At 52.8% G+C, this 12,825-nt stretch carries 8 protein-coding genes; 7 read left to right on the forward strand and 1 reads right to left on the reverse strand.

Annotation, left to right across the window (positions count from 1 at the left end):
* The first annotated feature begins 9 nt into the window (after positions 1–9).
* From SH668x_RS13535 to mdoH, 7 genes are all read left to right on the forward strand, one after another.
* Positions 10–1,059: a zinc-binding dehydrogenase gene (locus SH668x_RS13535; protein ID WP_437185596.1), complete on the forward strand. Its 1,050-nt coding sequence runs from the start codon at positions 10–12 to the stop codon at positions 1,057–1,059.
* A gap of 108 nt (positions 1,060–1,167) precedes the next feature.
* A complete protein-coding gene (locus SH668x_RS13540; protein WP_437185597.1) occupies positions 1,168–2,052 on the forward strand; it encodes a sugar phosphate isomerase/epimerase family protein in 885 nt (294 codons plus the stop codon).
* Positions 2,053–2,111: 59 nt separating this feature from the next.
* Positions 2,112–3,737: a glycoside hydrolase family 140 protein gene (locus tag SH668x_RS13545; protein WP_437185598.1), complete on the forward strand. Its 1,626-nt coding sequence runs from the start codon at positions 2,112–2,114 to the stop codon at positions 3,735–3,737.
* 213 nt (positions 3,738–3,950) lie between these two features.
* Entirely contained in the window at positions 3,951–7,628 is a 3,678-nt protein-coding gene (gene dnaE, locus SH668x_RS13550; RefSeq protein ID WP_437185599.1) for a DNA polymerase III subunit alpha, read from the forward strand.
* A gap of 344 nt (positions 7,629–7,972) precedes the next feature.
* The gene (locus tag SH668x_RS13555; protein WP_437185600.1) at positions 7,973–9,592 is read left to right on the forward strand and encodes a glucan biosynthesis protein; all 1,620 of its coding nucleotides are present in this window, start codon (positions 7,973–7,975) and stop codon (positions 9,590–9,592) included.
* The gene (locus SH668x_RS13560) at positions 9,589–10,155 is read left to right on the forward strand and encodes a hypothetical protein (protein ID WP_437185601.1); all 567 of its coding nucleotides are present in this window, start codon (positions 9,589–9,591) and stop codon (positions 10,153–10,155) included. Before SH668x_RS13555 ends, SH668x_RS13560 begins: the two co-directional genes overlap by 4 nt.
* A gap of 1 nt (position 10,156) precedes the next feature.
* A complete protein-coding gene (gene mdoH / locus SH668x_RS13565; RefSeq protein WP_437185602.1) occupies positions 10,157–12,217 on the forward strand; it encodes a glucans biosynthesis glucosyltransferase MdoH in 2,061 nt (686 codons plus the stop codon).
* 167 nt (positions 12,218–12,384) lie between these two features.
* Here mdoH and SH668x_RS13570 read toward each other — a convergent pair whose 3' ends face one another.
* On the reverse strand, positions 12,385–12,603 hold the full coding sequence (locus tag SH668x_RS13570) for a hypothetical protein (protein WP_437185603.1): 219 nt from the start codon (positions 12,601–12,603) through the stop codon (positions 12,385–12,387).
* Positions 12,604–12,825 lie beyond the last annotated feature (222 nt).

The raw sequence follows: 12,825 nt of genomic DNA on the forward strand, positions 1-12,825 counted from the left end.
GAGCCCACCGTGTCAAAGACACAAACTCTGCAACCCGCAATTGTGAACTATGCAAATGAGCCCCATGCAGTTGAATTGCGGCAGGTAGAAATCCCCGTCATCGGTGAAGAGGATGTGCTCCTGGAAGTCGCCGCAGTTGGTGTGTGTGGAAGCGATCTTCACCAATGGCTCGCTGTCCATAGCTGGCCGGTCGCCTACCCTGTCACACTTGGCCACGAGTTTGGTGGAACAATTGCTGCTGTCGGTTCTCGTGTCACAGCCTGGAAGCAAGGTGATCGCGTTGTCAGCGAAACCGCTGCTATTATCGACCCGTCGAACCCGATGTCTCGACAAGGCCTGTACAATCTCGATCCGACTCGAAAAGGATTCGGTTACGGAACCAACGGAGCAATGACAAAGTTTGTCAAAGTTCCTGCCCGCTGCCTGCACCACGTTCCAGCGAATCTGGAATTTGAAAAAGCGTGTCTCACAGAACCCTGCTCGGTTGCTTACAGCGCAGTGATTGCCAACGGAGATATCAAACCCGGCGATCGCATTCTCGTTCTCGGTCCCGGGCCGATCGGGATTCTGTGTGCCGCCATGGCGAAATTGCAGGGGGCCATCGTCGGAGTGGTCGGCTTGGAGCGCGACCGCAAACGTTTTGAAGTTGTCAAGAAATATGGTTGCGAACCAATTGTCGGCGACTGCCGGGAATGGGCCTACGCAATGGATGGGCTCGGCGTAGATGGAGTAATCGATGCTGCGGGCGTTTCCGCGACACTGAAAACTGCGATTGAAGTCGTCCGTCCCGCAGGCTGGATCAGCAAGGTCGGTTGGGGTCGCGATCCTTTGAACTTCTCACTCGACCCATTGGTTCAAAAGAATATTCGTCTGCAGGGAAGTTTCAGTCACAACTGGCCCATCTGGGAACGTGTACTTCGACTTCTTTCCACCGGACTGCTCGACCTTGATCCGGTTCTGGGTGGAGTTTGGGCACTGGAAGATTGGCACGAGGCGTTTGAGACGATGCATTCCGGTGAAATCACCAAAGCGGTGCTGAAGCCAACTCTGACCGCGTGATTCTGCTGACTGCTCCCAAGAATTCCTGAACCGAACTATCATGCGATCGATTGATCGACGCGCATCATCGGGTGATCTCTTTATTTTGTTGCCAGAAAGTACACTCCAGTGCCTCAACTCGCTGCTTTCCCTAAAGCGTACATGGACGACCTCTGCCTGACAGGAAAGATGTCACTCCGAGAGTGGATCGAACTTGCTGCTTCTTTGCGGATTGATGGACTGGAGATGTACACCGGTATCATCGATCTCAAAGATCCTGCCTACTGGCCGGAAGCACGCAAGATTGCGAACGATCTCGGGCTCGAAATTCCGATGATGTGCGCTTCTCCTGACTTCACGCATCCGGATAAGAGTTTTCGACAGGAACAGATCGATCAGGAAAAACGCTGCATCGACATGACTGCCGCTCTCGGGGGAACCTACTGCCGAGTACTTTCTGGTCAAAGACGCCCTGAGGTCTCGCGAGAACAGGGCATTCAGCTCACAGTCGAATGCATTGAGGCTTGCCTGCCGCACGCCAAACAGGCTGGTGTAACGCTCATTCTGGAAAACCACTATAAGGACAACTACTGGCAATTCCCGGAGTTCGCTCAGTTTACTGACGTCTTCTGTGACCTCGTCGATCGCCTGCACGACCCGAATTTCGGAGTGAACTACGACCCGAGCAATACGATTCTCGCAGGAGAAGATCCACTCGTTCTGCTCGAGAGAGTCAAACATCGAGTCGTCACCATGCACGCGAGCGATCGCTACCTCGCAAACGGAACGATCGAAGATCTTCGCAAGGAAGAAGACAGCGTCGGATACGCCAGCCGACTGCGACACGGTGAAATCGGAAAGGGAATGAACGACTACGACGCGATCTTTTCAACGCTGAAAAATGTCGGATTTGATGGCTGGATCAGTATTGAAGATGGCGTAGATGGATTCGATCAGCTAGAAAGAAGTGTCGCCTTTCTCAACCAGAAAATTGCACAACACTGGCCAGAATAGTCAAAATACACAGGCCTTTCGCTGTGTACATACAAACACTGACAATGGGTCTGATCACGGTGAAAAATATTCTGCACAAGCAGCGATCCCTCTTTCAGTTGATTTGCTCGACAGGGTTTTGCCTGTTGGGTTTATGGACGGGGATATTGCTTGCTCAGGAGACCGTCCGACCCGCTGCGAGTGACGGAAGCGTGACAACTTCCCCCGCACAGAATGTGTTAGCCTCTCCACCGAATCCTGCGGAAGCGAGCAAGCCATCCGAACCCAAAAAGCCGACCGAGACACCGGCGGCCGAAAAGAAGGAACCGGTTCCTCGTGCGATCGTGCCTCACCAGAGGCTCATGGTCAGCAGCGATGGACGCTACCTGCAAACGGTAAATGGCGAGCCATTTTTTTATCTTGCGGATACCGCTTGGGAACTTTTCCATCGACTCAATCGCGAGGATGCCGCGAAATATCTGGAAGACCGGGCCGCAAAAGGCTTCACCGTCATTCAGGTGGCTGTGCTCGCCGAAAACGACGGCTTGAATCTCCCGAACGCCTACGGCCATTGTCCGCTGATCGACAACGATCCATCGCGCCCAGACATTCAGCCAGGTCCAGACAATGATTACTGGGATCATGTCGACGCGATCGTCAATATGGCTGCCGAAAAAGGGCTCTTCATCGCCATGGTCCCGACTTGGGGCGACAAATGGTGCAAGTTGGACGGAACCGGGCCGGAGATTTTCACTCCGACGAACGCCGCCAAGTACGGGGAATGGCTCGGCAAGCGCTATCTCGAACAACCTGTCATTTGGTTGCTTGGTGGGGACCGAGACCCCATCAACGAAGTGCAGGTCGACATTGTTCGACAGATGGCAGCAGGACTCCAACTTGGGGATGGAGGAGCCCACCTGAAGACGTTCTATCCACAAGCGACCAGTAATTCCGCTCAGTTTTTCCATACTGATGAATGGCTGGGCTTCAACATGATTCAGTCCGGGCAGGCTCGTCCCGTTCGCCCCAACTACATCGACGCTGCCAAAAACCTGAACCGTACTCCAGTCAAGCCGACACTGGATGGCGCCCCCTGCTATGAAGACCACCCAGTCTTCGGCGAAAAATGGGACAAGCGCGAGACGTCGAAGCAACTGATTGACTGGTTCGACGAATGGGATGTTAGAAAGTCCGCGTATGAATCCATGATTTCGGGAGCATGCGGGCACACATACGGAAACAATAATATCTGGCAATTCTGGACTCCAGAAATCACCCCGATCTACTTAGCTCGTACTCCGTGGAAAGATGCCCTGAATCATCCCGGTGCGATTCAAATGCAGCACCTGAAGAAACTGTTCACCGCCAGACCATTCTGGAATTTGCGTGCCGATCAAACATTGATCGTGAAAGACGAAGCAGACGAAGAAAACCATGCACAGGCTGCCCTCTCCCGGCTAGGCAATTACGCCCTCGTGTACCTTCCGACCGGCATGCCTGTCACGCTGAAGTTCGAAAAAATGACCAGCTCTGAAGTGCGTTGCTCATGGTTCAATCCACGACAAAACTCAACACAGGTCATCGGAACATTCGCCAAAACAACCGACCTGAAGTTTACCCCTCCCACTTCAGGAAGAAACAATGACTGGATTCTGGTCCTGGACGATCCCGCAGCGATGCTCCCCCGAATCGGATCAAGCCATTAATTCGATATGGATGGTCACGCTGAGTGGCAATCGAATTCACTCCGCCCAAATGCCGCGAGTTTCTCAATTCAAATCTGGTGAATGAGTTCGGTCCGTGGATTCCGAATGGTTCAGTCTCTGAGTGCCTGCTGTTAGAATGACGAGGTCGCCCGAATCCCGATTTCTCGGGTTTCTTCGATCCGTTATTTCCTCTCGCTGCCGCTCAGGAGAGCCATGAGCACCATTACTCGTCCGTTCGCTCATCTTCACTGCCACACCCATTACTCTCTTCTCGACGGGGCGAACCGTGTTCCCGATCTGGTGAAGCAGGTGAAGAATCTGGGAATGAACGCCTGCGCGATCACGGATCACGGCAATCTTTACGGGGCACTCGAGTTCTATCAAACGTGCAGAAATCACGATGTGAATCCCATCCTTGGGTACGAAGCCTATATGGCTCCCGGGAATCGGTCGGATCGAAGCGCCTCGCGCATGAAAGAGGCTGCCTTCCATCTCACTCTGTTGGCGATGAACCGGACCGGATTCCAGAACCTCGTCAAGCTGGCAAGTAAAGCGTATCTGGAAGGATTTTATTACAAGCCTCGTATCGACAAAGAGATCCTCAAAGAGCACAACGAAGGGATCATCTGTCTTTCTGGCTGCGCATCCAGCGAGCTGTCTCGTCTTCTGCTCGCTGACGAGAAGGACAAAGCCAAACAACTGGTCCACTGGTATACGGAGCTTTTCGGAGATCGTTTCTATCTGGAAATCCAGGATGGGGGAGTCGAGATTCAGCAGTCGTGTGCAGAAGCGACCATCATTCTTGCAAATCAAATGGGCCTGCCGCTCGTTGCAACCAACGATGCCCATTATCTCTGCCAAACCGACGCCGACATGCACGATGTGCTGCTGTGCGTGAACACCAAATCGTACCGAAGCGATGAAAATCGGATGAAGATTGGAACAGACCAACTCTTCCTCCGCTCTCCAGAGCAGATGTACGACGCATTCCCGAACCTTGCCGATGCGGTGGCCCGTTCGCAGGAAATCGCCGATCGCTGTAATATCGAACTCGACCTGAAGACCCGTCACTTCCCGGTGTTCAACCCGCCGGACCAGAAAACCGACGTTCAATACTTGCGGGAAGTGGCCCAAAAAGGGCTTCAATGGCGTTACGGTGAAGAGCCGAAAGAGGTCTTTCAAAAACGACTCGATTACGAACTCGGCGTGATTGAACGCATGGGATTCGCGAGCTACTTCCTGATTGTCTGGGACTTTGCGCAGTTCGCACGCAGCCAGGGAATTCCCACGACCGCTCGTGGTTCCGCCTGTGGAGCGATCGTGTCGTACGTTCTCGGTATCTCCGACGTCTGCCCGATCGAATACGACCTGCTTTTCGAACGTTTCCTCGACCCCAGTCGAACAGAAGCCCCCGATATCGATATGGACTTCTGTCGCGATCGTCGCGAAATGGTGCTTAACTACGTCAAAGAAAAATACGGGCACGAAAACGTCGCCCAGATCGGTACATTCGGGACACTGAAGGCGAAAGCCGCCATTCGCGACGTCGCCCGTGCCCTCTCGGTTCCGCTGAAGCGCGCCGACGAAATCGCCAAGATGGTCCCGGAGACCTTGAACATCAAGCTGAAGGATGCGCTCAAGGAAAGTGCAGAACTTCAGGAGCAGTTCGATAACGACCCGCAAGTCAAAGAACTCATTACTTTCGCGATGGCACTCGAAGGTCTTGCGAAATCGGCAGGAACCCATGCAGCTGGTGTGGTCATCGCCGACCGTCCGCTGCAGGAATACGTGCCCTTGCAGAAGATCTCGGGCAAGGACGATGTCCTGACGCAGTGGACCGAAGTCGAAAAGGCGGGTCTGTTAAAGATGGACTTCCTCGGATTGAGGAATCTGTCGATTCTGGACAAGGCCGTGAAGAATGTGAAAAAGCATCGCGGCGTCGATATTATCCCCAAAGACTTGCCACTCGATGACAAGCAAACGTTCGCACTGCTCCAACGTGGCGAGACGAAAGGAATTTTTCAGCTCGAATCCGGAGGAATGCGAGATCTGCTGACAAAAATGCGACCCGACCAGTTCGCCGACATCATCGCGACATCCGCTCTCTACCGGCCCGGTCCGCTGGAAGGGGGAATGGTGATGACGTACGTCAACGTGAAGAACGGTCGCGAACCGGTCCCACTTGTTCACCCCATCGTCGACGAAGTCCTCGCGGAAACCTACGGGGTCATGGTGTACCAGGAACAGGTGATGCGAATTCTGAATCGCCTGGGAGGGATCGAGCTCGCCAGTTCGTACAAGTGTATTAAGGCGATTTCGAAGAAAAATCAGGACATCATGAAGAGCTACCTCGACAAGTTCATCGAGGGAGCCCAGACACAAGGGATGTCTAAAGATCAGGCGCAGGGAATTTGGGACCTCATCGAGAAATTCGCAGGTTACGGATTCAACAAATCGCACAGCACCGCATACGGCGCCATTGCGTATCAGACAGCCTATCTGAAAGCGCATTACCCGGAAGAGTTCATGGCTGCCCTGCTCTCGTGCGGAATGGAATCCAGCGAGCGAATTTTCGAGCATACAGACGACTGTCGTCGCATGGGGGTTGAAGTTCTTCCTCCCGACATCAACCGCAGCGAGGTCGAATTCACCGTTGTTGTCGAGGAAGTTCCTGTCGAGCCGCAGGAAACTCCGAAGGAAAAAGGGAAAGGAAGTCGGTCGAAGAAAGCGGCCGTAACTGCCCCGGAAGAGGCCTCGGATGCTCCAACGACGAAGATCCTCAGGCGTCTCGCCTTCGGACTCGGTGCGATCAAAGGGGTCGGTGGTTCAGCAATGCAAGCTATGGTCGATGAGCGATTGGCAAACGGGCCGTACAAAAACATCTTCGATTTATGCGATCGAGTCGACCCGAAAATCCTCACGAAGGGGGCCATCGAAATGCTCGTCAAGGCGGGAGCACTGGACAGCCTGGGCCCAACACGAGCCCAGCATATGCTAGTGATCGATCGAGCAGTTCAAGGGGCCGCTGCACGGCAACGCGATAAAGCCAAAGGACAAAAATCCCTCTTCGGAAACGATTCTCCAAGTTCTCAGGGAGATTCGACCGCACACGATATCGCGATGCCTGTGACCGAAGATTGGCCACACAGCCAACGACTGGCGTACGAAAAGGAAATCTTCGGCTTCTATCTGACGTCCCATCCACTGACGGAATTTGCAGACAAAATCGCCACCTACACGCAGCATCAAGTCAAAGATCTGCGAGAGATCGGAGACGGAAAAGATGTGCTGTTGGGGGGCATGATCTCTTCGATCAAGAAAGCGCAGACAAAAAATCCGTCACGCAATGGAAATAGTAAGTACGTGAACTTCGATCTCGAAGATTCGACGGGCGTTGTACGTTGCATTATGTGGCCGGACGATTTCGCCAATGAAGGTGAAAAGGTTCAACAGGACACAGTGGTCATCGTCAAAGGCCGCGTCGATTGCCGTGGTCGCGAACCAAACATCATTCTCAATAAGTTGATGACGATCACCGAAGCGGAAAAAGAGTTTACTAAACAGATCATCATTTATCTGAAAAAAGGCTATCACGCCGAGGAAGAGGTGAAGCGCACTCGAGAAACACTGAGCCGATTTCCAGGAAAGACACCGGTTGTTGTGGTCGTCAACACGACCGATCCTGACGCCGAAGCGGCTCAATCTGTCGATTCTACCGAGAGTATTGAAGAACCTATCGTCGCAGCCACAATCAAGCGCAATCGCTTGCAGGCCATTCTCTCCACCAATGTAAGCGTCGCTGCCGTCTCTGAAATGCGTGACGAAGTGCTAGCGATTCTCGGTCCCGATGGATGTCGATTCCAGGCTTCAAATCCTTCCAGCTCTTCCTGAGATGCGGTTGAACTGAGGCGATGATGAGAACACATCATCGCCTCAATTGCACCCAACACATAAACCCCAATTCATATGCAAGATTGTTGTTTTTATTAACTGTTAAGTTACGCTTCGATCCAGCCGAATTAAGTTGCGATTTAGCAATAAAATTCTTGACTGCCCTCTTTGTGAGGTTATCGTAACAAAACAACTGAGCGATCACTGAGCACTCGAAGCTCAGAACTCATGAGATCTCGGGGGAACGGTCAAGCTCCGAATGCGACTCAACGCGATCAGCGATTTCGCTGAGAAAATTTCATTCAGAATTTGCGAATGTGGGCCAGTTAAAGCAGCCCGTACCTATGCAAACCCTTCTCAACCTTTCTGCACAGTTCGGTCGCGGTGCGCGCCAGCTTCGGTGCACTTCTGTGGCCCTCGCGTTTTCGGCCCTCTTCACTCATCAGATGATTGCAAAAGAGCCCGAAGAGACTGCAGCGAATCAATATCATGTGCTATCTAAGTTAGCGCAGGAACGTTCAGCACAATCATACATTCCACAACCTGAAGTCCCTGCCTCCGTCAAAGATCTCACATACGATCAGTTTCGGTACATCGGTTTCCGCGACGGCAAGGAGATCTGGAGCAACACCACGCTCCCTTTCCGGTTCGGCTTTTATCACAAAGGGTATGTCCATGTTGATGACGTGAAAATCAACGTCGTCTCCAGCGAGACTACTCAACCAGTCCCATTCTCCAAAGACTACTTTCACTATCTCGAAAACGCCGCCAAGCTCGACATTCCACACGATGTTGGATTTGCCGGGTTTCGAGTCAAAGGGACGTTTCCCGATCAATCCGAACTGAGCGAAATCTTCAGCTTTGTCGGCGCGAGCTATTTCCGCGCGAGAACCGCTCGATCGGTTCTCGGAACGTCAACGCGCGGACTGGCAATCGATTGCGGACTTCCCAAAGCTGAAGAATTTCCAGTCTTCCGCGAATATTGGATCGTCGAACCTCGCCATGGCGATGAGTCGCTTCATGTTTTGGCATTGCTCGACAGCCCAAGCGTCACCGGTGCTTATGCGTTTATTCTGACACCGGGTACTGATGTCACGAGTATCGATGTTCAAGAGACGCTCTATTTCCGACAAGTGCCGGAAAAAGTGGGACTGGCTCCGATGAGCAGCATGTGGCTTTGGGGGGATTCACTTCCAGGACCAGATGGGGATCATCGCCCGGAAGTTCATGATGCAGATGGATTGCAGATCAACAGTGAAGACGGCACGTGGCTTTGGCGAGCACTCGGCCAGCAGACGTACCCGTCTTTGGTGCAGTTCAAGGCTGACAATCTGAAGGGGTTTGGACTGTTACAACGTGATATCAATCCAGAGCATTATCTGGATGATGAAGCACTCTACCATCAGCGCCCCAGCGTCTGGGTTCGACCGAAAAAAGGATGGGAGTCAGGTCGCGTCGAGTTGCTCGAACTCCCTGCCCCCCACGAAGGGATCGACAATATCGCGGTCTGGTGGGTTCCGGAAAAAGAGATCAAAGTCGGTGAGCCGCTCGAACTGAGTTACCAGCTCTCTTACTTTTTGGGCGATCTCCCGGAGAACGATCTTGGTAAAGCGGTCGCTCATCGTGTGACTCGCAATGCAGATAAGACAATCAAGGTTGAAATCGATTTCCGTGGCCCGCTACTTGCAGAGATTCCAGAGGATCAGGCGCCAGTAGCCGAAATCAGTTCAATCCGAGGTGAAGTTCTGTCAACGACTTCGAAGAAACTTCCATCCGGGAATTGGACCTACTCGCTGCTAATGCGACCGACGGAAGAAGGTCCATTCGAACTTCGAATCTCGCTGAAAAACGAGTCCCGTGTTCTCACGGAAACATGGGCTTACTTGTGCTCTCTCACTGCTCCCGAAGTGGCACTTCCGCCATGGAAAGTGATGACGCAAGAAACTAAGGAGTCCGGAAAATGATTGATTCGATGGTCAGTATCAGTTCCGAGAAAGCTCACACATCAAAGCAAGATCTCTACACCATCAAACGAGCGAGATGCCTCGTTGCGGAATACCTGCGCGACTGGGGCATGAGAGATCCAGACGTGGTTGCCGCTGAGAGTCTCCGTATCGTCAACGAGGCTGAGGGGCGGTTGCACGATTTACATGCGCCCATCACACAATTTGCAATGATTGCCATCGAAATGGCACAAGTAGAGGTCGAATCGTGTATCTCCAAATACACCTCGTCGCCTCATTCTGCGCCGAAAAGTCGGAGCGCCACACGAGATTCGATCGTTCCGCAACTGAGCAACTTGCTGCTGAAGTACCCGGAAGCAATTTGTCCTAACGTATCACAGCATTCCGAGCAAATGCAGACCGTCGTGGAGAATTCGATTAATCCGATCATCCCACGAGTCAATCATCGTGCAATGCGTCCTCAGCCGCGCACGCGCCTGTTCAAGATCTTCAGAAAAGGCTATTGGGTTCACGTGCATCGTCGTGTCACGCATGTGACACTGGGGCTCATGGGAATCAAGTAATATGTCGTCGAATCTTCAGGCGATTGAACAGAAGCAGGATGTCTCTTCTGGACGGCCACATCGCGCCGTCCGGTGGAGACTGTTGGCACTCACATTTCTGACCACGGGTGTTGTGGTTTATCTGTTTGCCAATTTACTGGCCATTAACGGAATGAACATCGCGGAGTACGTGCTTCTCCCGCTGTTCACAGTCTTGTTCTCGTGGATTGCGTTCTCATTCTGGACCGCAAGCTATGGGGCGATTCTGGCGAGTCGAAATCCTCCGCAGGCGAAACCGGAACAGCCAGGCGAAGCAAAGCCGTCGACAGCCCCGTTGTCACAGACCGCTGTCCTGATGCCAATTTACAATGAATCTCCGACCAGCGTTTTTGCGGGGCTGCAGGCGATGTTGATATCGCTGTCAGCGACGGGACAACAGGGAAGCTTCGACTTTTTTGTCCTCAGCGACACCACCGATCCGGACATCTGGCTCGAAGAAGAAAGAACATGGGCGCAGTCGGTTGCGGAAAACGGTTCTCAGCCGCGAGTCTTCTATCGAAGACGCCCCAAGAACACGAGCCGCAAAGCAGGCAACATCGCCGACTTCTGCAGTCGCTGGGGTTCGGATTACGAGTGCATGATCGTGCTCGACGCCGATAGCGTGATGGAAGGTGAAACGCTGGTCGAAATGGTCCGCAGAATGGATGCCGATCCCCAAATCGGGATTCTGCAGGTCCCCCCGACACCGGTGAACCGTTTATCGATGTTCGCCAGACTTCAGCAATTTGCTTCCAGGTTTTACAGCGACATTTTTATTCGAGGATTTTGTAGCTGGGCGAATTTCGACAGCAATTACTGGGGGCACAATGCAATCATCCGGGTCAAACCTTTCATTGAGCATTGTGGACTTCCGGTTCTTCCCGGGAAGGCCCCGTTAGGTGGAGAGATACTCAGCCACGACTTTGTCGAAGCAGCGTTGATGGCCCGCGCTGGCTGGAAAGTCGTCCTCGCCAACGACCTCGAGGGAAGCTACGAAGAGTGCCCGACAACACTCCTCGATTTCGCCAAGCGTGACCAACGGTGGTGTCAGGGAAACATGCAGCATATCCGACTGATTTTCAGCGAAGGGTTTCGCCCCGTCAGTCGTCTGCACCTCACAATGGGAGCGATGGCGTATCTGTCCGCACCGCTTTGGCTCGCCTTCATGGTGCTAAGTGCCATTTCCGTATGGATGGATGGACCTCCACAACCGGGAACAATTTCCTGGGCTGCGGGAGCTTCCGTGATTTTTCTCGTCACGATGGCACTCCTGCTCCTCCCGAAGCTCTGGAGCATGCTCGCCCTATTTCGACAGCCAGCACGACTTCAGGACTTTGGCGGATGGGAGAATGTCGTCAGCAGCGTGGCGTTGGAGACACTGGCTTCGATCATCGTTTCACCGATCATGATGCTATTTCATACCCGCTTCGTGCTGACCACGCTGGCAGGTCAAAAAGTGCATTGGAATGCACAGCAACGTGGCGAAGGGAGCATCAGTCTCGGAGAAGCGTTGCTCGTCTACGGTCCTCATACCGTCGCGGGAATTGTCGCGACGATCCTTGTAGGCTATCTCGCCCCTGCCCTTCTTTTCTGGTTCTTCCCCGTCGTCTTTGGACTGATTTTTTCCGTTCCGATTGCGATGATTCTGGGAAGTGTGAACATGGGTCAGCGACTCGCCCAACAAGGACTGCTTTTGATCCCTGAAGAAATCATCGCGCCCGAAGTGCTTCGGTATCAGCAGCAGGCAATTGAAGCAGCAGAAAACAATCAATCACAAATTGATCGCGACAAGCTCTTCGATTCCGTGTTGACAGACCCTGCCTTTTACACGCTCCATCGCAATATTCTGTTGGCAACAGATTCGAATGTCGCCGCCCCTGCGAGCACCATCAAAGCAGTCGCAGAAATCGTGAAAACCGAAGGGCCAATAGCTGTTTCCAAAGAGCAGCGACGAACCATTCTGTCTGATGCTGAAGCGATGAAGTCGCTGCATATTCAGGTGAGAAGTCAGCTGAAGCTGAACCGATCCGCATTAACCACCTGAGCGACGCCCGTCGGTCTCCTGCACAGTGGCTTCTCAGCAACAGCGGCGCGACGTCCACCTGATCTGGCCACCTGGAAAATGCGTTTTCCAGGCGCCTGTTCGGTGGGCGACTTTGCAATTGAAGCTCTTAGCAAATTCTTCCCACCGCCACACTCTTTGGGCAGAGTCTATTTCAATGGCTGATAGGTAATCCAGTAGTAGGTTGCCCAAGTCGCTCCAACCATCGCGAGGACGGTATAGAGGAAGAAGAAGGTCAGCAACTTTCCGATTGCTGCTCCCGCAGCTGCGTCATCCCGATCAAACTGCTTGAGATCCGATTCGGTAAACAACGATGAATCGTCCGCAGGTTGGTTGATCACAGAATTGTGAGAAGTCTGCTCTGACATAAAAACCGGCTGGTTGGGAGTTTACTGATCTTACTTCAACCCTGATTTTGACGCATCAGGATTGGTTTGTCGAGACCCTCCCGCTGAAGTTTCGAAGAGCGCCTGAGGTTCGCTCTCGTCACTGTTCATCGAAAAACTGATGAACATTATTGACGATCGTACCGATTCTTCCTATTTTAACGATTCTCAGGTCGGCCACACGTGTCAAAACGTTGAATTGGT

Source organism: Planctomicrobium mucosum (assembly GCF_051466335.1).
Taxonomy (GTDB): Bacteria; Planctomycetota; Planctomycetia; order Planctomycetales; family Planctomycetaceae; genus Planctomicrobium.